The sequence below is a fragment of the Streptomyces marokkonensis genome, assembly GCF_008312835.1.
Classification (GTDB): domain Bacteria; phylum Actinomycetota; class Actinomycetes; order Streptomycetales; family Streptomycetaceae; genus Streptomyces; species Streptomyces marokkonensis_A.
In genome coordinates this window covers 274,190-298,898 of sequence record NZ_VSKS01000001.1, presented here as the reverse complement: position 1 = coordinate 298,898, position 24,709 = coordinate 274,190, and the positions used below count along the sequence as shown (strand labels likewise).

At 69.0% G+C, this 24,709-nt stretch carries 18 protein-coding genes; 6 read left to right on the top strand and 12 right to left on the bottom strand.

The features are described from left to right. Window positions 1-103: 103 nt before the first annotated feature. From F1615_RS01310 to F1615_RS01295, 4 genes are all read left to right on the top strand, one after another. On the top strand, window positions 104-1,321 hold the full coding sequence (locus F1615_RS01310; protein WP_149546957.1) for a thiolase family protein: 1,218 nt from the start codon (window positions 104-106) through the stop codon (window positions 1,319-1,321). Continuing rightward, window positions 1,318-3,447, top strand: a complete 2,130-nt coding sequence (locus tag F1615_RS01305; protein ID WP_149546956.1) for a 3-hydroxyacyl-CoA dehydrogenase NAD-binding domain-containing protein — start codon at window positions 1,318-1,320, stop codon at window positions 3,445-3,447. Before F1615_RS01310 ends, F1615_RS01305 begins: the two co-directional genes overlap by 4 nt. 145 nt (window positions 3,448-3,592) lie before the next feature. Beyond that, on the top strand, window positions 3,593-5,041 hold the full coding sequence (locus tag F1615_RS01300; RefSeq protein ID WP_149546955.1) for a cellulose binding domain-containing protein: 1,449 nt from the start codon (window positions 3,593-3,595) through the stop codon (window positions 5,039-5,041). Between the two features lie 57 nt (window positions 5,042-5,098). Further along, window positions 5,099-6,526, top strand: coding sequence for a polysaccharide deacetylase family protein (locus F1615_RS01295; protein ID WP_244328603.1), 1,428 nt, complete (start codon window positions 5,099-5,101; stop codon window positions 6,524-6,526). Between the two features lie 69 nt (window positions 6,527-6,595). On the opposite strand, the gene F1615_RS01290 is transcribed toward F1615_RS01295, so the two are convergent. After that, window positions 6,596-8,371 (bottom strand): glycosyltransferase, encoded by a 1,776-nt coding sequence (locus tag F1615_RS01290; RefSeq protein ID WP_244328602.1) that lies wholly within the window; start codon window positions 8,369-8,371, stop codon window positions 6,596-6,598. Continuing rightward, window positions 8,368-9,639: a nucleotide sugar dehydrogenase gene (locus tag F1615_RS01285; protein WP_149546953.1), complete on the bottom strand. Its 1,272-nt coding sequence runs from the start codon at window positions 9,637-9,639 to the stop codon at window positions 8,368-8,370. Before F1615_RS01285 ends, F1615_RS01290 begins: the two co-directional genes overlap by 4 nt. A gap of 258 nt (window positions 9,640-9,897) precedes the next feature. Here F1615_RS01285 and F1615_RS01280 point away from each other — a divergent pair, with 258 nt between their 5' ends. After that, on the top strand, window positions 9,898-10,986 hold the full coding sequence (locus tag F1615_RS01280; RefSeq protein ID WP_149546952.1) for an LCP family protein: 1,089 nt from the start codon (window positions 9,898-9,900) through the stop codon (window positions 10,984-10,986). A gap of 3 nt (window positions 10,987-10,989) precedes the next feature. Here F1615_RS01280 and F1615_RS01275 read toward each other — a convergent pair whose 3' ends face one another. After that, entirely contained in the window at window positions 10,990-12,006 is a 1,017-nt protein-coding gene (locus F1615_RS01275) for a hypothetical protein (RefSeq protein ID WP_149546951.1), read from the bottom strand. Window positions 12,007-12,074: 68 nt separating this feature from the next. On the opposite strand from F1615_RS01275, the gene F1615_RS01270 reads away from it, so the two are divergent. Beyond that, the gene (locus tag F1615_RS01270; RefSeq protein ID WP_149546950.1) at window positions 12,075-12,446 is read left to right on the top strand and encodes an NYN domain-containing protein; all 372 of its coding nucleotides are present in this window, start codon (window positions 12,075-12,077) and stop codon (window positions 12,444-12,446) included. Between the two features lie 75 nt (window positions 12,447-12,521). On the opposite strand, the gene F1615_RS01265 is transcribed toward F1615_RS01270, so the two are convergent. The 9 genes from F1615_RS01265 to ngcE all read right to left on the bottom strand — a co-directional run bounded on the left by F1615_RS01265 (window position 12,522) and on the right by ngcE (window position 24,638). After that, window positions 12,522-14,024 carry an amino acid permease gene (locus F1615_RS01265; RefSeq protein ID WP_149546949.1) on the bottom strand — a complete coding sequence of 501 codons (1,503 nt, stop codon included), beginning with the start codon at window positions 14,022-14,024 and terminating at the stop codon, window positions 12,522-12,524. A gap of 147 nt (window positions 14,025-14,171) precedes the next feature. Continuing rightward, window positions 14,172-16,094: a 1-deoxy-D-xylulose-5-phosphate synthase gene (gene dxs, locus F1615_RS01260; RefSeq protein WP_149546948.1), complete on the bottom strand. Its 1,923-nt coding sequence runs from the start codon at window positions 16,092-16,094 to the stop codon at window positions 14,172-14,174. Between the two features lie 233 nt (window positions 16,095-16,327). Then, window positions 16,328-17,614 (bottom strand): sugar ABC transporter permease, encoded by a 1,287-nt coding sequence (locus F1615_RS01255; protein ID WP_149547223.1) that lies wholly within the window; start codon window positions 17,612-17,614, stop codon window positions 16,328-16,330. An 11-nt stretch (window positions 17,615-17,625) separates the two neighbouring features. Then, on the bottom strand, window positions 17,626-18,417 hold the full coding sequence (locus tag F1615_RS01250; protein WP_040905943.1) for an ATP-binding cassette domain-containing protein: 792 nt from the start codon (window positions 18,415-18,417) through the stop codon (window positions 17,626-17,628). A gap of 182 nt (window positions 18,418-18,599) precedes the next feature. Next, window positions 18,600-19,712 (bottom strand): sugar ABC transporter substrate-binding protein, encoded by a 1,113-nt coding sequence (locus F1615_RS01245; protein ID WP_149546947.1) that lies wholly within the window; start codon window positions 19,710-19,712, stop codon window positions 18,600-18,602. A gap of 120 nt (window positions 19,713-19,832) precedes the next feature. Next, entirely contained in the window at window positions 19,833-21,044 is a 1,212-nt protein-coding gene (locus tag F1615_RS01240; RefSeq protein WP_149546946.1) for an ROK family transcriptional regulator, read from the bottom strand. A gap of 180 nt (window positions 21,045-21,224) precedes the next feature. Beyond that, window positions 21,225-22,160, bottom strand: coding sequence for a carbohydrate ABC transporter permease (locus tag F1615_RS01235; protein WP_149546945.1), 936 nt, complete (start codon window positions 22,158-22,160; stop codon window positions 21,225-21,227). Window positions 22,161-22,175: 15 nt separating this feature from the next. Beyond that, window positions 22,176-23,105 (bottom strand): carbohydrate ABC transporter permease, encoded by a 930-nt coding sequence (locus F1615_RS01230; protein ID WP_149546944.1) that lies wholly within the window; start codon window positions 23,103-23,105, stop codon window positions 22,176-22,178. A gap of 75 nt (window positions 23,106-23,180) precedes the next feature. Next, window positions 23,181-24,638, bottom strand: coding sequence for an N-acetylglucosamine/diacetylchitobiose ABC transporter substrate-binding protein (ngcE, locus tag F1615_RS01225; protein ID WP_149546943.1), 1,458 nt, complete (start codon window positions 24,636-24,638; stop codon window positions 23,181-23,183). Between the last annotated feature and the right edge of the window lie 71 nt (window positions 24,639-24,709).

Below are 24,709 nucleotides of genomic sequence, written 5' to 3'. Positions count from 1 at the left end.
GATGTTCGCCGCTCCGGGGACCGGGACTGGGCAGTCACGTTACCCGCAAGTAGCATGACCCGTAAGCAAGCGCTCAGCATCCCGTACCTGGAGGAGAGCCATCGTGCCTCGTACCGTCAGGGACGTCGTCTTCGTCGACGGCGTCCGCACCCCGTTCGGCAAGGCGGGCCCGAAGGGCATCTACCACGAGACCCGTGCCGACGACCTCGTCGTGAAGGCGATCCGGGAGCTGCTGCGCCGCAACCCCGGTCTCGACCCGAAGAAGATCGACGAGGTCGCCGTCGCCGCGACCACGCAGATCGGCGACCAGGGCCTGACCATCGGCCGCACGGCCGGCATCCTCGCGGGCCTGCCCACCTCGGTCCCGGGCTACTCCATCGACCGCATGTGCGCGGGCGCCCTGACCGCCGTCACCACGGTGGCCGGCTCCGTCGCCTTCGGCGCGTACGACGTCGCCATCGCGGGCGGTGTCGAGCACATGGGCCGCCACCCGATGGGCGAGGGCGTCGACCCCAACCCGCGGTTCGTCTCCGAGAAGCTGGTCGACGAGTCCGCCCTCTTCATGGGCATGACCGCGGAGAACCTGCACGACCGCTACCCGAGCATCACCAAGCAGCGCGCCGACGAGTACGCGGTGCGCTCCCAGGAGAAGGCCGCCAAGGCATACGCCAACGGCAAGATCCAGGCCGACCTGGTGCCGATCTCGGTGCGCCGCACCAACGAGGAGGCCGGCGAGACCGGCTGGGGCCTGGTCACCGCCGACGAGCCGATGCGTCCGGGCACCACCCTGGAGAACCTGGCCGGCCTGAAGACGCCGTTCCGCGTCCACGGCCGGGTCACCGCCGGCAACGCGGCCGGTCTGAACGACGGCGCCACCGCCTCGCTCATCGCCTCCGAGGACTTCGCCCGCGAGAACGGCCTCCCGGTGAAGATGCGCCTCGTCTCCTACGCCTTCGCGGGCGTGGAGCCGGAGGTCATGGGCTACGGTCCCATCCCGGCCACGGAGAAGGCCCTCGCCCAGGCGGGGCTGTCCATCTCCGACATCGGCCTGTTCGAGATCAACGAGGCCTTCGCCGTCCAGGTCCTCGCGTTCCTGGAGCACTACGGCATCGCCGACGACGACGCGCGCGTCAACCAGTACGGCGGCGCCATCGCCTTCGGCCACCCGCTCGCCTCCTCCGGCGTCCGTCTGATGACGCAGCTGGCCCGCCAGTTCGAGGAGCAGCCGCAGGTCCGTTACGGCCTCACCACCATGTGCGTCGGCTTCGGCATGGGCGCCACGGTCATCTGGGAGAACCCGCACTTCGAGGGGGACAAGTGAGCACCACCGCAGAGCTTCTGAAGGGTGCGGCCGAGCTGTTCCCCGGCGAGGTCGTCACCAGCGCGCACGTACGCCACTTCGACCTGCCCCTGGGCGCCGGGCGCTTCGCCCTGATCACCCTGGACAACGGTCACGACCACACCAAGCCGACCACCCTCGGCCCGCAGTCGCTGGCGAACATCGACGCCGCCATCGACCAGGTCGAGAAGGAGGCCGCAGACGGCGACATCGTGGGTGTCGGCGTCACCGGCAAGCCGTTCATCTTCGCCGTCGGCGCCGACCTCAAGGGCGTCGAGCTGCTGAAGCGGCACGAGGACGCGCTCGCCATCGGCAAGGGCGGCCACGACGTCTTCAAGCGGCTGTCGAAGCTCGCCGTGCCGACCTTCGCGTACTACAACGGCGCCGCCATGGGCGGTGGCGTCGAGGTCGGTCTGCACTGCACGTACCGCACGGTGTCCGCGGCCCTCCCGGCGTTCTCCCTGCCCGAGGTCTTCCTCGGTCTGGTCCCGGGCTGGGGCGGCTGCACCCTGCTGCCGAACCTGATCGGCGCCGACAAGGCCGTCTCGGTGATCATCGAGAACAGCCTCAACCAGAACAAGCAGCTCAAGGGCGAGCAGGTCCACGACCTCGGCATCGCGGACGCGATCTTCGAGGGCGCGGACTTCCTGGAGCAGTCGCTGATCTGGACCGCGTCCGTCCTCAAGGGCGAGATCGCGATCGAGCGCCCGGTCGTCGACCGCGGCGAGGCCTGGGACCAGGCCGTCGCCAGGGGCCGCTCCATCGCCGACTCCAAGGTGCACGGCGCCGCCCCTGCCGCCTACCGCGCGCTGGACATCATCGCCGCCGCCAAGAACGGCGACCTCCAGCAGGGCTACGACGCCGAGGACAAGGCGCTCGCCGACCTGATCATGGGCGGTGAACTGCGCTCCGGCATCTACGCGTTCAACCTGGTGCAGAAGCGCGGCAAGCGTCCCGCGGGTGCCCCGGACAAGAGCCTGGCCCGCCCGGTCACCAAGGTCGGTGTCGTCGGCGCCGGTCTGATGGCCTCGCAGCTCGCGCTGCTGTTCCTGCGCCGCCTCGAGGTGCCGGTCGTGCTGACCGACATCGACCAGGAGCGCGTCGACAAGGGTGTGGGCTACGTCCACGCCGAGATCGACAAGCTGCTCGGCAAGGGCCGGATCAACCAGGACAAGGCCAACCGCCTCAAGGCCCTGGTCTCCGGTGTGCTGGACAAGGCCGAGGGCTTCTCGGACGCCGACTTCGTCATCGAAGCGGTCTTCGAGGAGATGGGCGTCAAGCAGCAGGTGTTCGCGGAGGTCGAGGCGGTCGCCCCGGCGCACGCGATCCTCGCCACCAACACCTCCTCGCTCTCCGTCTCGGAGATGGCGTCGAAGCTGAAGCACCCCGAGCGGGTCGTGGGCTTCCACTTCTTCAACCCGGTCGCCGTCCTCCCGCTCCTCGAGATCGTCCGCGGTGAGAAGACCGACGACGCCTCGCTCGCCACGGCGTTCGGCGTCGCCAAGAAGCTGAAGAAGACCGCGGTGCTGACGAAGGACGCCCCGGCGTTCGTCGTGAACCGCATCCTGACCCGCTTCATGGGCGAGATCCAGAACGTCATCGACGAGGGCACCCCGGTCGAGGTCGCCGAGAAGGCCGTCGAGCCGCTCGGTCTGCCGATGTCGCCGCTGGTGCTGCTGGAGCTGGTCGGTCCCGCGATCGGGCTGCACGTGTCCGAGACCCTCAACCGGGCGTTCCCGGAGCGGTTCACGGTCTCCCCGAACCTCAAGAGGGTCGTGGAGGCCGGCAAGCGCGGCTTCTACGTCTACGACAGCGGCAAGCCCGAACTGGACCCCGAGGTCGCCGCGCTGCTCCAGCAGGGCGACACCGTCCTCACCGAGGAGCAGGTGCGGGCCCGGGTGCTGGACGCGGTGGCGCAGGAGATCGGGCTCATGCTCGAGGAGGGCGTCGTCGCCGAGGCGCAGGACATCGACCTGTGCCTGATCACCGGCGCCGGCTGGCCGTTCCACCTGGGCGGCATCACGCCGTACCTGGACCGTGAGGGCGTCTCCGAGCGCGTCAACGGCAAGCGGTTCCTGGAGCCGGGCGTGGCGAGCGTTCCGGCGTAGCGGACGCGGTCCCCGCAGGGGGTGGGTCGCACGGATAACGATCCGTGCGACCCACCCCCTTTCGTCACAGGCGTACCGATAGGATCTCCACACCATCTGCCACCTTGTTCACATGCACGTCGTGTTGTTCTGCTGAGGAGTTGCCGTGGCGTCCACCCGTCGCCGGCCGGACCGCAGTCGGGTGTGGCCCAAGATCCGGCTGCTGCTGATCGTGGCCGTGATCGCCGCCGGCGCCACGGCGTTGTATCCCCTGTGGAAGAAGGCGAACCCGGAACCGCCGGACCTGCTCGTCCGCTACCGGACCGACACCCCGGCCACGTCCCAGGTGGCCAAGCCGTCGCTGGAGGTCTTCAACAAGACCGACACACCACTGCCGTTGAGCGAAGTCTCGCTCCGGTACTGGTTCACCGCCGACGAGGACGCGGGTTCGCCGGGGTACGCCTTCAACTGCGTCAACGTCGCCTTCGGCTGCTCCAACCTCGCCGGCCGCGTGGTCGAGATGGACAAGCCCACCGGCACCGCGGACCGCTATCTGGAGATCCGGTTCACGGAGAAGGCCGGCACGCTGGCTCCGGGAGCCAACAGCAAGGGCATCGACCTGCAGCTGTTCCGCACCGATCACAAGGAGCTGAAGCAGTCCGACGACCGCTCCTTCGACGCGGAGATGAAGACGTACAAGGAGGCGAAGCAGGTCACCGCCTACAGGCGGGGCGTGCTCGCCTGGGGTGAGGAGCCGGACGGCACCGAGCCCGACCCGGACGCCAAGCGGGCGAGGACGGCCGCCGCGCCCGATCCGCTGCCGGCCGCGCCGGAGGGCGTGCTGTTCGACACCTTCGACTACCTCGGCGCCAAGGACCCGGCCCTGTTCAAGCACGGCTGGCTGGTCCGCACCAGCAAGGGCGGCCCCGGCATCGAGAACACCTGGTCGGCCGACGGCGTCACCTTCCCCGGCGACGAGGAGGCACTGGAGGGCGGGCAGGTGCTCCAGCTGCGCGCCAGCACCGACGGCACCGAGGCGGGCACCAAGCAGGCCAGCCTCGGCACCGCCGCCAGCAAGTTCCGCGAGGGCACCTACGCGGCGCGCATCCACTTCAGCGACGGTCCGTCCACCGGTGACAAGGGCGATCACGTCAACCAGACCTTCTACGCCATCGGCGGCAAGGGCGCGAAGTACAGCGAACTGGACAACGAGTACATGCCCAACGGCGGCTGGGGCCGGCCCGGTCCCAAGCTGGACACCGTGACCTGGTTCGACCACGAGACGAACGACCGTCTCTACACCACCACGAACAAGAGCCTCGACGACTGGCACACCGTGATGATCAGGGTGAAGGACGGCGTCGTCGCCTACTGGCTCGACGGGAAGAAGCTCTTCCTCACCAACGGGAAGTTCTACCCGCGCGCCGACATGTCGGTGAACTTCAACCACTGGTTCATCGACCTGCCCTTCAAGGGCGAGCGCGCCTGGGACATGAAGATCGACTGGCTTTACTACAACGCGAACGAAACCCTGTCGGCACAGGAGGTCCAGGCCCAGGTCGAGGACTTCACCGGCAAGGGAATGAACTACTTCGACACGGTTCGGGGGTCCTAAGTGGGCAAGAGGCGGTCCACCTCACAAAGCCGCGCTGCCGCGGGTGAGAAGCCGGTGGTGAGCCGGCGCTCGGCACTGTTCCTGGGTGGCGCGGGCGGCGTCGCGATGGCGGGCGGGGGCGCCTGGCTCGGCAATGTGGCGGCGCAGCCCGCCGCGGCCCCGCTGGCGGCCGAGGGCGCCATCGGCGGCCTCACCACTCCCCCGCCGTACGCCCCTTCGGGGCGCCGGCCCAAGAACCGCCGGGCCACCTGGTCCCAGCAGTTCCAGGCGTCGCACGGCTGGAGCGCGGGCGGCGCGGGCACCCAGTCCGCCGAGGCGAACGACAAGACGCAGTTCGTGCGCGGCACTCAGGCCGTGCGGGTGACCACCAACGGCAGCGGCAAGCAGTCCTACGTCCGCAAGTCCGGTATGGCCGCGATGGACCTGAGCGGCAAGATGATCCGGCTGGTCTTCCGCGTCGACGACGTGGCGAACCTGTCCAAGATGGTGTTCTACCTGGGCAGCGGCGGGCTGAAGAACTACTTCTCGTGGACGTTCCACGCCCACTCCAGGACCGCGGCCAACTACGTCCAGTCCGGGGAGTGGGTGACGGTCCACCTCCAGTGGGCCGACGTCAGGAGCGCGTTTGGCACGTACACGATCTCCGCCGACGGCAAGCCGTCCACCAGGACGGGTTTCACGGACATGTCGTTCGCCGTGTACGACAACGCGGCCGGGCCGGTGACGTACCGGGTCCAGGCGGTCGAGCTGATACCGGACACCGCCGAGGTGTTCCCCAAGGGCGTCGTCTCCATCACCTTCGACGACTCCCACAAGTCGATCCACGACCTGGCCCGTCCGGTGATGGACTCCTTCGGCTTCCCCGGCACGTCGTACAACATCGCCGACGTCATCGGGACCGGGACCTTCATGACGGTCGAGCAGATGCGCTCGATGCAGAACTTCTCCGGCTGGGAGATGGGCGGACACGCCTACGCGAACGCCACGCACTCCGCCAGCTATCCCAAGCTGACCGCGGAGCAGGCCGACGAGGACTTCCGCAGACTGCGGGAGTGGATGGTGTCCAACGGCTTCACCAGCGAGCACTTCGCCTACCCGCACGGGGCGTTCCAGAAGACCTCCGACGGGGTGCCCGTCGACCTGATCGCGAGCCGGCACTTCACCACGGCCCGGTCGATCATCTCCGAGACGATCGAGTCGTTCGCCCCGGCCAACCCGTACCGCCTGAAGTCGCTCACCGGCATCACCGACGGCACGGGCATCGGCGGCACGCCCCTGACGCGGCTGACGGCCGAGGGCGGCCACCTGGACCGGTGCCGGGGGAACGGCGACTGGCTCATCCTGTGCCTGCACAAGGTCGTCGAGGGCGCTCCGAAGAGCAGCACGGAGATCGGTACGGCCGGTCTCACCACGCTGATGCAGGAACTCACGGACCGGGACATCCCGGTGGTGACGGTCGAGGAGGCGATGGCCTACTACAAGTAGGCACCCGGACACGACGGAAGGGGGGCGGCCATGCGGCCGCCCCCCTTCCGTCGTAGTACGCGCCCGGGTCTACCAGCCGCCGCCCTGGCCGTTCTGCGGCCAGTCGGGGTTCTGGTAGCCGCCCTGGCGGCCGTCACGGCCGTAGCCCTGGCCCTGCGGGTACTGCTGCGGCGGGTACTGCTGCGGCGGGTACGGCTGCTGCTGCTGGTACGGGTCCCCGTGGCCGCCCTGCCACTGCTGCCCGCCCTGGTGGGCCGGCTCCGGGGTGCCCCAGCTGACGGGCTGCTGCGGCACGTTCTGGTGGTGCTCCTCGTCGTAGCCGGGCAGCGGCTGCGGCTGGCTGGGGATGTAGGCCGCGCGGGGCCGGGTGCGCAGGGCCACGCCCTCCAGGCGCATGAGCTGGAGCGTCTCGGTGACCTTCTTGTCGGAGTACGGGTCCTCTTCCTCCCAGATCTCCGTCATGTCGGCCTCGTGGTCGCCGCCCACCGACACCTCGACACCGGCCTGGCGCGTGCCCCAGCTGCCCTTGTGCAGGGTGAGCAGGGCGTAGAAGCGCAGCGGGGTCAGCAGGAAGAGCTGGATCAGGCCGTACAGCGGAGCCAGCAGGAACATGCCGAACCGCCTCACGAAGCCCATGCCGCGCCGCGGGAAGTCGAGGTAGCGGACGTTGCGCAGGTAGCCCATGAGCACCATGAACAGCGCGTAGTCGCCGATGTGGTCGACGAACCGGGCCGGCTCCATGATCGGCAGGATGACCATCGAGTAGAACATGGCCGTGCCGAAGACCAGCCACAGGCCGAGCTCCATGCACGTCAGCCAGAACGCCGGGCGGTACTTCTTCTGGTGCCGGAAGGCCCACAGGGACTCGCGGAAGAAGGACTTGTTCCAGCGGACCTGCTGGCGCAGGAAGTGCGGCAGCTTCTCGGGGACGGCGGTGTAGCCGACGGCGGTCTCCTGGAAGACCACCTGGCCTTCCATCAGGCAGTAGTTGGTCATGCGGCGGTCGTCACCGAAGACGGCCGGCTTGCCCAGGAACTGCTGGTTGAGGAAGTCCGGCAGGTACTTGCGCACCAGGGTGCCGCGGTACGCCGAGAGGGCGCCGCAGCAGCAGAGCACGGACTTCAGCCGCGAGTAGGCGGCCCGCTCGAAGAGGAAGGAGTTGCCGTAGCGGAGGTCCTGCAGGCGCGTGAAGATGTTGCTGTCGTGGTTGAGCGCGAGCACCATGCCCGTGGAGGCCATGATCTTCTCGTCGGCCAGCGGCAGCAGCAGCTCGCGCACGGTGTCCCGGGAGAGCACGGTGTCGGAGTCGACGCAGAGGAAGATGTCGGAGTACGGCGCCGCCTCGAAGCCCAGCGCGAGGGCCTCGCGCTTGCCCTTGTTCTCGGGCTGGATGCTGACGGTGTACTTGACGCCCTTGGCCTCGAACTCGGACCGCAGCTTCTTCGCCGCCCGGATACCGCCGGCGTCGGCGCTGCAGTCGTCGATGATGTGGATCTCGTTGGGGAGGCGGCTCTGGGCGAGCAGGGAGCGCATGCCCTGCTCGAACATCACCGGGTCCTCGTTGTAGATCGGGATGACCGCGGTGACCCAGCAGTTCTCCAGGTACTCGAGTTCCTCGCGGCCGGCCTTGGCGGGCCGGTAGAACAGGGCGCCGAACATCTTCAGGGCCAGCAGGCCCATGGCGCCCATCGAGTACAGGTGCAGCGAGTCGGAGTCGAGCCGGGTGGCGATGACCGCGGCGATCGCGAGGAAGAAGAAGTACGAGACCTTCAGGTGCCGGCGTTTGCGGTGCCCCCGGCCGTCGGAGTCGACGGCTCCCGGTATGTACGTGTCCTCGGTGGTCACAGCTTGACCACCCGGGGGTGATCGGCGGACTTGCCCCGGGTGTCGAACAGCTTGCGCGCGCGGTCGGCCAGCAGGTCCAGGTCTATCTCCCGGTGCGGCTGGAGCAGGATGGTGAGGTCGGCCGCCTCGGCGCCGGCGAGGTAGTCGTCGACGCGCTCGACCGGGGCGCCGTCGACCGCCCAGCCGTCGACCCGGGGGTCGAAGTAGGCGAGTTCGGCGCCGCGCGCGAGCAGGTTCTCGGCGACCGCCATGGCCGGGCTCTCCCGCTGGTCGGAGATGTCCGGCTTGTAGGTGACGCCGAGCAGCAGCACGCGGGAGCCGCGCACGGCCTTGCCCTCGTCGTTGAGCAGGTCGGCGGCCCGGTTGACCACGTGCACGGGCATGCGCTGGTTGATCTCCTGCGCCAGCTCCACGAACCGGAACGGGATGCCCAGCGAACGCACCTTGTAGGAGAGGTAGTTGGGGTCGATCGGGATGCAGTGACCGCCGACGCCGGGGCCGGGGTAGAACGGCGCGAAGCCGAACGGCTTGGTGGAGGCGCAGCGGATCGCGTCCCACAGGTCGACGCCGATCTCACGGCAGAACATCGACATCTCGTTGACGAGGGCGATGTTGACGTGCCGGTAGGTGTTCTCCAGCAGCTTGGCCATCTCGGCCTCGCGGGTGCCCTTGGCCTCGACCACGCGGGCCACGAAGCGCTCGTAGAGGGCGCGGGCGGCCTTGGTGCAGTCGGCGGTGACGCCGCCGACGACCTTGGGGGTGTTCTCCAGGCCGAAGGAGGCGTTTCCCGGGTCGATGCGCTCGGGTGAGAACGCCAGGTGGAAGTCCTTGCCGACGGTCAGACCGCCGGCCTCCAGCCGGGGCCGCACGACCTCGTCGGTGGTGCCGGGGTAGGTGGTGGACTCCAGCACCACGAGGTGGCCGGGCCGCAGGTGGGTGGCTATGTCCTCCACCGCGGCGTGCACCGCGCCGAGGTCCGGGGAGCCGTACTCGGTGAGCGGGGTGGGCACGCAGATGACGACGGCGGCCGCGTCGGCGATCACCTCGGGGCGGTCGGAGGCCGTGAAGCCCTGCTCGAGCATCGCGCCGACCTCGGCGTCCGTGATGTCGTCGACGTGCGAACGCCCCCCGTTGAGCCCTTGGACCACGGAGCGACTGCGGTCGAGACCCACCACCCTCAATCCGGCGGCGGCGGCGGAGCGGGCCAGCGGCAGCCCCACGTAACCGAGTCCGACAACGACTAGATCCGTCGTGGAGGATCTGCTCACGACACCATTCCCCAACCCCGTTTTTGTACGGCCACGGACAGGCCGGACGCGGGCAGCACAAGCCGCCCGAGAAAATCGAACAAGTCCGAGGAGGCTAACAGAACCTTCACCTTTTCACCTTGCCCGCAGAAAGTGCGGCTTGTCACGTACACATCTGTACAACCCTTGGCGCGGCTTGTGTGTCTCCTGTCACCACAGCGCCGTCCGGCCGGGCCGAAGCCCCGGCCGGACGGCCGAGTCATCGTGAACCGGAGCGACATGACCCACACCAGCGCCCCCGACGCCGGGCCCCGGCCCGGCAGCCGCAGGCGTGCCCGTACCCGTACCCGCGGCAGAACACTGCGCCGGGTCGTCCTGCCGGTGCTGCTCGTGGTGGTCCTCGCGGCGGGCGGTACCGCATGGTGGCTGTACCAGGGGCTGGACGGCAACCTCAAGGAGAGCGCGGTCGACCTGGACACCGCGCTCGGCGACGAGAGGAACCGCCCGCGGCGCGCGGCGGCGGCCGGTGACGCGCTGAACCTGCTGCTGCTCGGCTCGGACTCCCGGGCCGGGGCGAACGCGGCGCTCGACGGCGGCAGGCCCGGCGGGGCGCGTTCCGACACCGCGCTGCTGGTGCACGTGGCGAAAGGCCGGACCGAGGCGGTGGCGGTGAGCATTCCGCGCGACACGCTGGTCACCCGCCCCGAGTGCGTGAAGCCCGACGGCACGGTGGTGCCCTCGGCCCGGCGCGTGATGTTCAACTCCGTCTACGCCCAGGCCGGATCGGCGTGCACCGTGAAGACGGTGGAACAGATGAGTGACGTACGGGTGGACCATCTCGTGGAGGTCGACTTCGCCGGGTTCAAGGGGATCGTCGACGCGATCGGCGGAGTGACCGTACGGCTGGAGCGGCCGATCACCTCGGGGCTGCGGCTGGACGCCGGGGAGCACCGGCTGAACGGCGACGAGGCGCTGAAGTTCGTGCGCACCCGGCACGGTTACGGCGACGGCAGCGATCTGGGGCGGATCGAACTCCAGCAGAAGTTCCTGGGCGCGCTGCTGACCGAGATCAAACGGCAGGACCTGCTGGGGAGTCCGGCGAAGCTGTACCGGATCGCCGACCGGCTGACCGAGTCGCTGACCACCGACTCCGAGCTGGCCTCGCTCACCGCGCTGGCCGAGTTCGGGCAGAGCCTGGAGGGCATCGACCCCGCGGCGATGGACACGGTCATGCTGCCGGTGGAGTACGACCGGGCCGACCCCAACCGGGTGGTGGCGGTGGAGCCCCTGGTGTCCCGGCTGTGGGAGGCGATCCGCACGGACGCGGAGATACCGGAGTCGGTACGGAAGTCCCCGGCGCGCGGCTGACGTTCAGATCTCCCGCCATGCCCGCAGGGCCAGCCCCGGTTCGTCCTTGCGGCGGGTGAGCAGGAGGGTGCCGGTGGACGGGGCGTGGGAGGCCGCGACGACCTCGCCGTGCTCGTCGAGGGCGACGGACACCGTGGCGTCGGCGGGCAGTTGGGGACCGGACTCGGTCCACCAGGCGCCGGCCGGCTCCCGCTCGGTGGGGTACGCGGCGAACGCGACGCGGCCGCTCGCCGAACGCTGGGCGAGCACGGTGCAGTCGTGGCCCTCGATGTCGCAGCGCACGGCGGAGACCGGGCCGGGGCCGGCCGCGGCGACCAGGAACACCGGCTCGTCCCCGGGGCGCCAGGCACACAGCTCACCGCGCTCGTCGGTGAAGAAGAGGGTGGCGCGCCCGGCGGAGGTGGCCAGCGCGCGCAGGGTGCCCGGCTGTACGGGCACGTCGACGCCCCCCGCCCGGACGGGCTGCTTGCCGGGTTCCTCCTGACGCCAGTGCAGGATGCCGCCCGGGACGGCCGCGTACAGCTCGACGCGGCCCGACTCCCCCGTCACGGCCGTGAGTTGCTCGTGGACGTCCTCTCCCCCGAGGTCCGCCCACGGCTCCCAGCCGCCCTTCTCCCGCTGGGCGAACACGCTCACCCCGCCGCCCCTGGTGCGGACGAAGACATGAGCGCGTCCCCGGTCGTCGACGGCGACGGCCGGTGTGCCGGTGCGGTCGCCCTTCTTGCCGGGGTGCCCGACGGGGACCCAGTCCAGCGGGGCGAGCCGGGGACGGAAGTGGGTGGAGTGCACCAGGCCGGACTCGCCGTTCGCCGTGGGCCGCCAGGCGACCAGGTGGGCGTAGCCGTCGGCGCCCTGGCCGACGGCGGGTCCCGGGCGCAGTCTCTGGTCGCCGCCGATCCTGCGGGGTGCCTCCCAGGCACCGCCGGGGGCGAGTTCCGCGCGGCACAGGACGGCGTCGTCCGACGGCAGGTAGACGGTGAGGCGGCCGTCGCGGCCGCGGAGGAGCCAGTCGCCGTTCACCACTTCACCTTATGCAAGGCGGTGCGCGGGGCGCGGGCGGGGCGGCCCCCGCGTGGGACCCTGGCCGCATGAACGACACCGCCGAGCTGCTCGTGATCGTCGACGCCGCGAATGTCGTCGGGTCGGTGCCCGACGGATGGTGGCGGGACCGCCGGGGCGCCGCGGAACGCCTCCGCGACCGGCTGGCCGCGGACGGACTGCCCGGCCACCCCGGCCCGGTGGAGATCGTCCTGGTGGTGGAGGGGGCCGCCCGCGGGGTGGAGCCGGTGCCGGGCGTCCGGGTGGACCCGGCCCCGGGCAGCGGCGACGACCGCGTGGTCGCGCTGGTGGCCGGGGCCGGGGACCGACCGGTCCTCGTCGTGACGGCGGACCGCGAGCTGCGCCGCAGGGTGACGTCCCTGGGCGCGGAGGTCACGGGTCCCCGCACGGTACGCCCCTGACTCCGGCACCCACCGGGCACACGGGTCGGCCCCGTGTCCCCGTCGGGCGGGGGGCACGGGGCCGGGGAGGCGTGGTCAGCGGCCGGGCGGGGCGGGGGTTTCCTCCGGGGTGCGGGCCATACGGCTGTGGGTGCGGCTGTAGAGGAAGTAGACGACGATGCCGATCGCCATCCAGATCCCGAACCGGACCCAGGTCTCGGCGGGCAGGTTCAGCATCAGCCACAGGGAGGCGGCGACCGACACGATCGGCAGGACGGGCACCCAAGGGGTGCGGAACGACCGGTGCAGGTCGGGCCGGGTCCTGCGCAGGATGATCACGCTGATCGCGACGATGACGAAGGCGAAGAGCGTGCCGATGTTCACCAGCGCGGCCAGCTCGTTCAGCGGGGTGAAACCGGCGAGGACCGCGATGGCGACACCGAGCAGGATGGTCGGCCGGTGCGGCGTCCTGAACCGGGGGTGGACCCGGGAGAAGAACCGGGGCAGCAGTCCGTCGCGGCTCATCGCGAAGAAGACCCGGGTCTGGCCGAGCAGCAGGATCATGCAGACGGTCGTCAGGCCGACGGCGGCGCCGAAGCTGATGAAGCCCGCGTACCAGGGATGCCCGGTGGCCTTGAAGGCGTCCGCGAGTGGGGCGTCCACGGACAGGTCCCGGTAGTTCTGCATGCCGGTGACGACGATCGACACCAGGACGTACAGCACGGTGCAGATGAACAGGGAGCCGAGGATGCCGCGGGGCATGTCGCGCTGCGGGTTCTTCGTCTCCTCGGCGGCCGTGGCGACGATGTCGAAGCCGATGAACGCGAAGAACACCACCGAGGCGGCGGTGAAGATGCCCATCACGCCGAAGTTCGCCGGGGCCCAGCCGAACATCAGCTGGATGAGCGGGGAATTGAGGCTGTCACCCGCGGGTACCGGCTTGGAGTCCGGGATGAACGGGTCGTAGTTGTCGGCGGTGATGAAGAAGGCCCCCGCGATGATCACCACGAGGACCACGGTCACCTTGATCGCGACGACGATCGAGGTGACGCGGGCGGACAGCTTCATGCCGAGGACGAGGATGCCGGTCAGCACCAGCACCAGGGCGGCGGCGAGGATGTCGAACCCGAAGATGTCGGAGCCCTCTCGGCTGCCCAGCGCGGCGGGCATCTCCCAGCCCGCGTTGTCCATGAGCGACTGGATGTAGCCCGACCAGCCGACGGCCACCACCGCCGTGCCGAGCGCGAACTCCAGGACCAGGTCCCAGCCGATGATCCACGCGGGCAGTTCACCCAGGGAGGCGTAGGAGAACGTGTAGGCGGAACCCGCCACCGGGACGGTGGAGGCGAACTCGGCGTAGCAGAGCGCGGCGAGCGCGCAGACGACACCGGCCACCACGAAGGCCAGGGCCGTGGCCGGCCCCGCGTTGTTCTTCGCGACCGTACCGGTGAGGACGAAGATGCCGGTGCCGATGATGACACCGACGCCGAAGACGGTCAGATCCAGCGCGGACAGCGATTTCTTGAGCGCGTGCTCGGGTTCCTCGGTGTCGCGGATGGACTGCTCTACCTTCTTCGTCCGGAAGAGGGGGCTTGTCACGGGTACCTCCCACGCTTGTCGTCCTCGACATGATCGAGAGGGGGCGTAGCTCGTATGCCCCGGCGCGGGCGCATTCACGCAGACGGGCCGCGCGCGCCACTCTCACAGTGGCACGCGCGGCCCGTCCGGGCGACGTGTGGGCGTCCGTCAGTCGCGGGCCGGCTCCACCGCGTCGACGGACGACCGCTCGTACCGCCCGTCGAGCTTCGCCACCAGGCCGGTGACCTGGCGGGCGATGTCGGGGGCGGTCAGGCCGATCTCTGCCATGACCTCGGCGCGGGAGGCGTGGTCGAGGAAGCGCGGCGGGATGCCGAAGTCGCGCAGCGGTACGTCCACGCCGGCGTCGCGCAGCGCCTGGGCGATCGTGGAGCCGACACCGCCGACGCGGGAGTTGTCCTCCACGGTGACGACGACGCGGTGCTTCTCGGCGAGCGGCGCCATCGCCTCGTCGACGGGCTTGACCCAGCGCGGGTCGACGACGGTGGTGGAGATGCCCTGCCGGTCGAGGAGGGCGGCGATCTCCAGGCACATGGGGGCGAGGGCGCCCACGGACACCAGCAGGACGTCGGGGGCGTCGGTGCCGGGCTCGCGCAGGACGTCCATGCCGCCGACGCGGCCCACGGCGGGCACGGCGGGCCCGACGGCGCCCTTGGAGAACCGGACCACGGTGGGGGCGTCCTCGACGTCGACGGCCTCGCGCAGCTGGGCGCGGACCTGGTCGGCGTCGCGCGGGGCGGCCAGCCGCAGCCCGGGGACGACCTGGAGGATCGACATGTCCCACATGCCGTTGTGGGAGGCGCCGTCGGTGCCGGTGACGCCGGCCCGGTCGAGCACGAACGTCACGCCGCACTTGTGCAGGGCCACGTCCATCAGCACCTGGTCGAAGGCGCGGTTCAGGAAGGTGGCGTACACGGCGAAGACGGGGTGCACCCCGGCGTGGGCCAGGCCCGCGGCGGAGACGGCGCCGTGCTGCTCGGCGATGCCGACGTCGTAGACCCGGTCGGGGAAGCGCTTGGCGAACTTGTCGAGGCCGACCGGCTGGAGCATCGCGGCGGTGATGGCGACGACGTCCTCGCGCTCCTCGCCGAGCCTGACCATCTCCTCGCCGAAGACGGAGGTCCAGTCGGCGCCCGAGGTGGCGATCGGCAGGCCCGTGTCGGGGTGGATCTTGCCGACGGCGTGGAAGCGGTCCGCCTCGTCCTGGAGGGCGGGCTGGTAGCCGCGGCCCTTCTCGGTGAGGCAGTGCACGATCACCGGGCCGCCGAAGCGCTTGGCGCGGGCCAGCGCGGACTCCAGCGCCTCGATGTCGTGGCCGTCGATGGGGCCGACGTACTTCAGGCCGAGGTCCTCGAACATGCCCTGCGGGGCGATGAAGTCCTTCAGGCCCTTCTTGGCGCCGTGCAGGGTGTCGTAGAGCGCCTGGCCGACGACCGGGGTGCGCTCCAGGAGGTCCTTGGTACGGGTCAGGAAGCGCTCGTAGCCGTCGGTGGTGCGCAGGGTCGCCAGGTGGTTGGCGAGTCCGCCGATGGTCGGCGAGTAGGAGCGCTCGTTGTCGTTGACGACGATGACGAGCGGGCGGTCCTTGGCGTCGGCGATGTTGTTCAGCGCCTCCCAGGCCATGCCGCCGGTCAGCGCGCCGTCGCCGATGACCGCGACGACGTGGCTGTCGCGCCGCTTGATCTGGTTGGCCTTGGCGATGCCGTCGGCCCAGCCGAGCACGGTGGAGGCGTGGCTGTTCTCGATGACGTCGTGCTCGGACTCGGCCTGGGAGGGGTAGCCGGACAGGCCGCCCTTCATCTTCAGCTTGGAGAAGTCCTGCCGGCCGGTCAGCAGCTTGTGCACGTAGGACTGGTGCCCGGTGTCCCAGAGCACCTTGTCCTTGGGCGACTCGAAGACCCGGTGCAGGGCGATGGTGAGCTCCACCACGCCGAGGTTGGGGCCGAGGTGGCCGCCGGTCTTGGAGACCGCGTCGACGAGGAAGGTCCGGATCTCCCCGGCCAGCCGGTCGAGCTCCTCCAGGCTGAGCCGGTCCAGATCGCGCGGTCCCCTGATGCGGGTCAGCAGCGGCACCCGTGCCTCCTTGCAGTAGAGCTGATCGAGCTGTTGCCGGGCGGGTCGAGTCTAATGTTCCGCTCCACCGAACGGACTCCGGGCCGTGCGTCATACGTCACCCGTTCAGCAGTACCCACAAACGAAGCACTGTTGCCCGGCACCACGAAGGCACCGGGCAACAGCGACGTACTTCAGGGGCGCGGGGCTGTATCGATGTGCGACTACGCGCGCCCCGCCGTCTTCTGCGTCTTCTACGCGCGCCCCGCCGTCTTCTGCGTCTTGCGGGTCACCGCGTCGATGACGACCGTCGCCAGCAGCACTCCACCGGTGATCATGTACTGCACCGGCGAGGCGATACCCTCCAGCGCCAGGCCGTACGTGATCGAGATGATCACCATCACACCGAGCAGCGCGTCCCACGTGCGGCCGCGGCCGCCGAAGAGCGACGTACCGCCGATGACGGCCGCGGCGATGACGTTCATCAGGAACTCACCGGTGCCCGCGCCCTGGTTCGCGGAGGCGATCTTCGAGGCGACGAACAGACCGCCGATCGCGGCGAAGGTACCGGCGATCGCGAAGACCGAGATCCGGACCATCTCCACGTTGATGCCGGCGCGGCGGGACGCCTCGACGCTGCCGCCGAGCGCGAAGACCTTGCGGCCGTAGGCGGTGCGGCGCAGCACGAAGTCCGTGAGGACCAGGAAGGCGAGGAAGATCACCACGGCCAGCGGCAGGCCCTTGTACTGGTTGAAGACGATCGCGACGACGAACGCCAGGATCGCGAGCAGCACGGTCCGCACGATGATCTCGTTCAGCGGCCGGGACGGCACCCCGGCGGCCTCGCGGCGGCGGTTGTCGAAGAAGGCCAGGAGGAAGTACCCCACGGTCGCGACGATCGCCAGTCCGTACGCGGCGGCCACGTCCGAGAAGTAGTAGCTGGTCAGCTTGACGACGATGCCCTCGGAGTCGAGGTTGATGGTGCCGTTGCTGCCGAGGATCTGCAGCATGAAGCCCTGCCAGAACAGCAGGCCGGCCAGGGTCACGGCGAAGGCCGGGACGCCGATGCGGGCGAAGATGAAGCCGTGGATGGCGCCGGCCGCCGTGCCGGTGAGGATCGCCAGCACCAGGGCCAGCACCTCGTTCATCCCGTGGGTGACGCTCATGACCGCGAAGGCGGCGCCCGCGACACCGCTGACCGAGCCGACCGACAGGTCGATCTCGCCGAGCAGCAGGACGAAGACGATACCGACGGCGATCATGCCCGTGCCGACCATCGCGACGGACATGTCGGAGAAGTTGCCGGCGGTGAAGAAGTTGGGGTTCAGGCTGGTGAAGATGGCCCAGATGATCAGCAGGCCGACCACGACGGGGATGGAGCCGAGGTCACCGGCCTTCATCTTCCGCTTGAACTCGTTCCAGTAGCCCAGGAAGCCCTGTTCGCGGACCAGCAGCCGGGGGTCGACCACGGTGACCGCGGCGGCGGCCGCCTCGGGGTTCTCCACGGTGTGGGCCTCGGCGGACGTCTTGTCGGTGCTCACTTTTTCGGTGCTCACTTCTTGATCTCCCCATTGGTGCGCGCCGCACGACGGGTCACGGCGTTGTCCGTGGCGCCCGTGATGGCGGAGATGATCTCTTCCTGCGAGGTCGACTTGACCTCGAAGACGCCGTTGTTGCGCCCGAGGCGCAGGACGGCGACCTTGTCCGCCACGGCCTTTACATCGGCCATGTTGTGGCTGATGAGGATGACCGCGTGACCGCGCTCGCGCAGCCGCTCGACCAGGTCGAGGACCTGCGCGGTCTGCTCGACGCCGAGGGCGGCGGTGGGCTCGTCGAGGATCACCAGCTTGGGCTCGCCGAGCATGGACCGGGCGATCGCCACGACCTGGCGCTGACCGCCGGAGAGGGAGGCGATCGGGATCCGGACGCTGGGGATGCGGATCGAGAGCGTGTCCAGGAGCTCGCGGGAGCGGCGCTCCATCTCGACCTCGTCCAGGACGCCGCGCCTGCGCAGCTCCCGGCCCAGGTAGAGGTTGCCGACGACATCGATGTTGTCGCACAGCGCGAGGTCCTGGTAGACCGTCGCGATGCCCAGGTTCTGGGCGTCGTGCGGCCTGTTGATCTGGACGGCCCTGCCGTCCCACTCGATGACGCCCTCATCGATGGGGTGCACGCCGGCGATCGTCTTGACCAGCGTGGACTTTCCGGCACCGTTGTCGCCCACCAGGGCGACCACCTCACCGGCGTGGACCTCAAGCTCTACGTCGGTGAGCGCCTGGACGGCACCGAACCGCTTGGAGACCCCGCGCAACGCCAGCACGGGCGTAGCGGACACGTGAACCATCTCCTTCGCCGCCTGACCCGGCGGGAGGTTGTGCAGAAGTATTTGGGGGGTGTTCCGTCCGGCGCCCCGCGTAGCTTGCGGGGCTGATGTGTGCGGGGCGCCGGCGGAAGCGCGTGGCAGTCGGTCCCGTCGGGGAGTCCGGGTCACGGACTCCCCCGTGTGTCACGGGACTCGGGGACTGCTTACTTGAGGCCGATCTTGTCGCAGGCGGCCTTGTACTTGTCCGTGCAGATCTCCTGGACGGTGTAGATGCCGTCCTTGATCACGGTGTCGTTGATGTTCTTCTGGGTCAGCGACACGACCGGGACGAGGACGGAGGGGACGGCCTTGGTGGTGGGGCTGTCGACCTTGTCCTTGGCGATGGAGTCGAGCGACTTGCCCTGGGCGAGCAGGACGGCCATCTCCGCGGCGACGTCCGCCTCCTGCGGGTAGGGCTTGTAGACGCTCATGTACTGCTCACCGGTGACGATGCGCTGCACGCCCGCGAGCTCGGCGTCCTGGCCGGTGACCGGGATGTCGTCGATGCCGGCGGCCTTCAGGGCGGTGATGATGCCGCCCGCCATGCCGTCGTTGGCGGAGTAGACGCCGACGATCTTGTCCTTGCCGAGGGCGGAGATGGCGCCCTCCATGTTGGCGTTGGCGTTCTCCGGCTTCCACTCCTTGGTGTCGTACTCGCGGCCGACCTTCACCTTGCCGTCGAGGACGGAGTGCGCGCCCTGCTTGAACATGGCGGCGTTCGGGTCGGTGGAGGACCCGTTCATCATGACGATCTGGCCGTCCTTGGCCTTGTCGCCCAGAGCCTCGAGGAGGGCCTCGCCCTGGGTCTTGCCGACGGTCACGTTGTCGAACGAGGTGTAGGCGTCGATCGGGCCCTCGGCGAGGCGGTCGTAGGCCACGACCGGGATGCCGGCGTCCTTGGCCTTCTTCACCGAGCCGGCGATGGCCTTGGAGTCCACCGCGTCCACGATCAGCACGTCGACCTTGTTGGTCACCATCGTGTCGACCTGCTGGTTCTGCAGGCTGGCGTCCTGCTTGGCGTTGGCGTAGACGACCTCGCCCTTGTTGTTCGTGAGCTCCTTGACCTTCTTCTCGATCAAGGGCTTGTCGAACTTCTCGTACCGCGCGGTCTGGTTCTCCGGCAGGAGCAGGCCGACCTTGATGTCATCGCCCTTGGCGGCGGAGCCGCCGTTGTCCTTCTTGTCGCCCGCCTCCTCGGCGCTGCCACAGGCAGCGAGCGAGACGGCCATGGCACCCGCGGCAATGGCGATAGCAGCACGACGCATACGCGTGTTCATTCAGAAACCTCCCTGACGAGGCCGCGTCGTTGCGGCCGAGGTGGCTGGAAGTCAACTCGGCCGCACGTGCGACGTCAAGAAGTAAATCCTTAACGAGATGGCAACGGTGCCATCCGTTCTCTAAGTGAAGGCAGGGCCGGCCACGGCGAGCGACCCCGTCGCGGTGCCGTCCAGAAGGGTCGAATCGCCCATTTCGCTCAGTGCGAGAGCGAGCGCTCCGAGCACCTCGGCACGACCCCCAAGTGCCCCCGGAAGAACGGACAGTTGACGCGCCGCGCTGGGGATCGCATAGCGGCCGACGGACTCCCGGATCGGCCCGAGCACCAGCTCGCCGGCCTCGGCGAGATCACCGCCGAGAACCACCCGGCTCGGGTTCAGCAGGTTGCAGAGATTGGCGACTCCACTGCCGATGTGGCGGCCGACGTCGGCGATCACCCGACGGCAGCCCGGGTCACCGTCCCGCGCCAGCCTGACGACGCCCTCCATCGTCAGATCGGTGCCGTGACTGGGCTGGAGCAGCGGGAGCACATAGCGCGCGGCCGTGAAGGTCTCCAGGCAGCCGCGGTTGCCGCAGCGGCACACGGGGCCGGATTCATCGAGTGTAATATGTCCGATTTCGCCTGCGGTGCCGCCCGGGCCGCGATAGATCTTGCCGCTGATCACCAGACCCGCGCCGACACCGCTGGCGACCTTGATGTAGGCCAGGTCGCGCACGCCCCGGCCGCTGCCCCAGACCATCTCGCCGAGGGCGCCCAGGTTGGCGTCGTTGTCCACGTGCACCGGCACGCCGAGCCGCCCCCGCAGCTCCTCGGCGGGCCTGGTGCCGGTCCAGCCGGGCAGGATCGCGGTCGAGCCCAGGGTGCCGGACTCCACGTCGATCGGACCGGGCACGCCCAGACCCACGCCGGCGATCTTGGCGCGGTCCACCCCGGTCGCCTCGATCAGCCGGCTGACCAGCTGTTCCGCCCGGTCGAAGCCCTGTGTCGAGGAGGCGTCCACGTCCAGCGGCTCGGACTCCTCCGCGAGCACCTGGTGGGCGAGGTTGCCGACCGCGACCCGCAGATGGGTGTGCCCGAAATCGACCCCTATGACGATGCCGGCGTCACCGCTCAGCGAGACGCTGCGGGCCCGGCGTCCGCCCGACGAGGTGGGCGTGACCTCGACCGTTCCGCTGTCCTTCAGTTCCCGGACGATGTTGGAGACCGTGGCCGCGGACAGGCCGGTCGTCCTCGCGATCTCGGCCTGGGTGAGGGAACCCGCGAGGCGTACTGCTCGGACGACCCGCTCCAGGTTGGCTCGGTGCAGCGACGACTGCGACCCCGGAGTCTCCACGACGACCTCCTGCGCGCGGGGCCGCTTCGGTGAGGCCCCTATGTCCAACTAGTGAACTCTAAGCTGAGCCGTTCGGGTTGCCTCCCGTCAAGAGGTTGAACCGTTTCCGGGTGCATGGACACACACACGAACGCCGCTCCCAGGGACGGGAGCGGCGTGTGTGCGAGGGGTTCCGGAGCGTCACTTCAAGGTGGCGGAGGTGAGACCCGCCTGCACCTGCCGCTGGAAGGACAGGTAGACCACCAGCATGGGCACCATCGCGATCGTCACACCGGCGAAGAGCACGGGAAGGTCCGAGGCGTACCCCTGCTGCTGCTGGAGCTGGATGAGCCCCTGGGTCAGCACGTAGCGTTCCGGATCGTCACCGCTCTGCGGCTGCATCAGCACCGTCGGCAGGATGTACTGGTTCCACTGGCCCAGCGTGTTGAAGATGCCGACGCTCAGCAGACCGGGCTTGGCCATCGGCATCATCACCTGGAAGAAGGTCCGGGTGTGCGAGGCGCCGTCCAGGATCGCCGCCTCGAAGACCGCCGTGGGCAGGGTCCGGAAGAAGGCGTGCATGAAGAACACCGTGAACGGCAGCGAGTAGGCGACGTACACCAGGGCCAGGCCGTGGTAGGTGTTCAGCATGTCCAGCCGTTTGACCATGAAGAACAGCGGGACCAGGGCCAGGAACACGGGGAACATCGCGCCCGCGACGAAGAAGTAGTACAGCAGGCGGTTGCCCCGGAACTCGTACCGGGCCAGTACGTAGGCCGCCATCGAGCCCAGCAGCATCGTCAGCGGCACCGAGATCACGAGCACGATGACGGTGCTGGTGAAGTAGTCGCCGATGCCCTTCTCCCAGGCGCGGGAGAAGACGCCCAGGTCCCAGTTCTGCGGCCGGCCGAAGGCCGAGGCGCCGATCTGGGCGTCCGTCCTGAAGGAGCTGAGCACCAGCCACAGCAGCGGCAGCACGATCAGCACCGCCCACAGGGCGAGGAAGCCGTGCGAGAAGACGTTCAGGACCACGCCTTCGCCGCGCCGGCCGCCGGGGCGGACGGTGCCCTTGCCCACCGGCGGCGGGGGCGTGGTGGAGCCCCCGGCGGGGGCGGTTTCCTTGAGGGGTGCGCTCATCGTCGTTACTCCGCCTCAGAACTCGATGCGCTCGCGACGGGTGGCGCGCAGCATGACCACGGACACGATCAGGGTGAGGAGCAGCATGACCACGCCCATGGCGCAGGCGTAGCCGCTCCGGCCGTACAGCAGGAAATTCCGCATCATCACGGTCGACATGACCTCGCTGTGGTGGTCGGGGCCGCCGCCGTAGTCCCCGGCGGTCATGGTGGAGACCAGGATGAACATGTCCATCGCGGCGATGCCGAGATAGACCCAGGCGGTCTGCACGGAGTCCCACAGCAGCGGCAGGGTGATGCGGAAGAAGGACTGGGTCCGGCTCGCCCCGTCGATGAGCGCGGCCTCGTAGATGTCGCGCGGAATGGACTGCATGGCGGCGGAGAAGAGCACCAGGTAGAAACCGACGCCGTGCCAGACGACCACCGCGATGAGTGCCCACAGCACGAAGTTCGGCTCGTTGAGCCATTCCACGGGACTGTCGCGGTCGACCAGGCCCAGTTTGATCAAAGCGCCGTTCAGCATGCCGCCGCCGTCGCTGCGGTAGACCGCTCCGAAGAGCACGGCCAGGATGGCCAGCGACAGCACCTGCGGGAAGAAATAGATGACCCGGTAGTACTTCGATCCGGCGACGCCCGCGACACCGCCGGAACGTCCGCGTCCGCCCGCGTTCAGCATGAAGGCGAAGAACAGCGCGAGCAGAATGGTGATCACCGGGATGAACACCAGGAACAGGATGTTGTGCCAGATGGCACCCATGAAGATGTCATCCTCGAACAACGCCGTGTAGTTGTCCAGGCCGACGAAGTCGAAGGTCTGCGACTGCCCCTTCCAGTCGGTCAGTGAATAACCGAAGGTCTGGATGTACGGCCAGATCACGAAGATCAGGTAGAGCGCCACGGGAAAGAGGAGAAATCCCGCGACGAACCGGTGCTGCCCTTTGCGCATGGCGTTCCTGCCCCTGGGTGTGGCCGTTCCGGGCCGGGAGTCGTCCCGGCCCGGAATCCGGTCGGTCGAGCGAGATCAGTCGCGGCGGTTCTTCTTCGACGCCGGGTCCTTGGCCTGTTTGTCGACCGCGGCCTGGGCCCGCTTGAGCCATTCCTTGGGCTGGATGCGCTTGGCCATCAGCTCGTTGGAGGCGTTCTCGATGGCGGTGCCCATCTCGCTGTACCACTCGGTGTACAGGAAGCGGAAGGTGTTGTCGCCGGCCGCCTTGGAGGCTTCGACGGTGGACTGGGTGCCCGGGCGCAGCTGGACGCTCGGGTCGACGCCGTCCTTGAGGATGGTCAGCGAGTTCGCCTCCTTGGCGAAGATCGTCGACCACTTCTTGGAGAGCATCATCCGCATGAACTCCTTGGCCGCGGGGAGGTTCTTGGCCTTGGACGGGATGATGAACGGCTCGCCCGAGCCGGCCCGGATCGCCTCGAACGGCAGGGCGCTGTCCGGCAGCAGCGGCATCGGCAGGAACTTCATGTCGAAGTCCGCCGGTGTCGTCTTGAGCTGCTCGTTCTCGATCCAGGAGCCGCTGGTGATGAACGCGGCCTTGTACTGGTTCCAGCGGGTCTGCGACTCGGTGTGGGTCAGGCCGTTCGTACCGGGCATCAGGTAGCCCTTCTCGACGACCTCGTAGACGGCCTCGATGGCCTCCGTGGCGGCGTCGGAGCCGACGAACGCCTTGGGGTCGAGGTTGTCGATCGCCTTCATGGCGTCCAGACCGCCCTTCTTGGCGATCAGGTCCATGATGGCGACGTTGATGTAGTACGGGTACTTGCCCTGGTGGGCCAGGCCGCCGATGCCGTCCGCCTTGGCGTCCTTGCAGATGGCGAGGAAGTCGTCCCAGGTCTTGGGCGCCTCCCAGCCCTTCTCCTCGAAGAGCTTGCCGGAGTACCACAGACCCCACACCGTGTAGATGTAGTTGAGGGCGACGACCTTGCCCTCCTGCATGCCCGCGTCGAGCGTGCCGGGGATGAGGGTGTCGCGGACCTTCGTGTCCGGGTCGTCGGCCGACGGGGCGTCCAGCACTTCGGCGAGGTCGAGGAGCTGGCCGTTCTTGGCGAGCACGTCGATCGGGATCTGCTGGGCGCCGGAGTCGTCGACGATGTCCGGCGGGTTCCCGGCGTTGAACCGGGGCTGGAGCTTGCCCGTGATCTCCTGGGTGCCGGTGTGGACGGAGGAGACTCCCCACTTCTTCTTGAAGTCGGCTTCCCAGGCCTTGGCGTAGGCGTCGCCGTAGCCGCCCTTGAAGATGACGACGTCGAGTTTGCTGCCTTCCTTGACGCCGAACGGGTTGGATTCGGACGTCTTGCCCTCATTTTCGCCGGAATCGTCGTCCCCGCCGCCACTGGCGCACGCGGAGAGGAAGCTCATCGTGGGTACGGAAATCAGGCCGAGCGCGGCGGACCGCTTGATCAGTGCGCGGCGTCCCACGCCGGTCGTGCCGTTGTCGCCGGTGCCGTTGTTCTCGGCGGAAGTGGATCCCATGCTCAAGTCCTCGCCTTCTCCAGGACTCAGGCGGTGAACCGGATCCTTCCCGGCACCGCGTTCGGGTCAAG

Bases quoted from the DNA above. Each gene is read 5' to 3' on its own strand.
- F1615_RS01280 (WP_149546952.1), top strand. From the start codon at position 9,898: ATGACCCACACCAGCGCCCCCGACGCCGGGCCCCGGCCCGGCAGCCGC.
- ngcE (WP_149546943.1), bottom strand. From the start codon at position 24,638: ATGGGATCCACTTCCGCCGAGAACAACGGCACCGGCGACAACGGCACG.
- F1615_RS01270 (WP_149546950.1), top strand. From the start codon at position 12,075: ATGAACGACACCGCCGAGCTGCTCGTGATCGTCGACGCCGCGAATGTC.
- F1615_RS01245 (WP_149546947.1), bottom strand. From the start codon at position 19,712: ATGAACACGCGTATGCGTCGTGCTGCTATCGCCATTGCCGCGGGTGCC.
- F1615_RS01230 (WP_149546944.1), bottom strand. From the start codon at position 23,105: ATGCGCAAAGGGCAGCACCGGTTCGTCGCGGGATTTCTCCTCTTTCCC.
- F1615_RS01235 (WP_149546945.1), bottom strand. From the start codon at position 22,160: ATGAGCGCACCCCTCAAGGAAACCGCCCCCGCCGGGGGCTCCACCACG.
- F1615_RS01250 (WP_040905943.1), bottom strand. From the start codon at position 18,417: ATGGTTCACGTGTCCGCTACGCCCGTGCTGGCGTTGCGCGGGGTCTCC.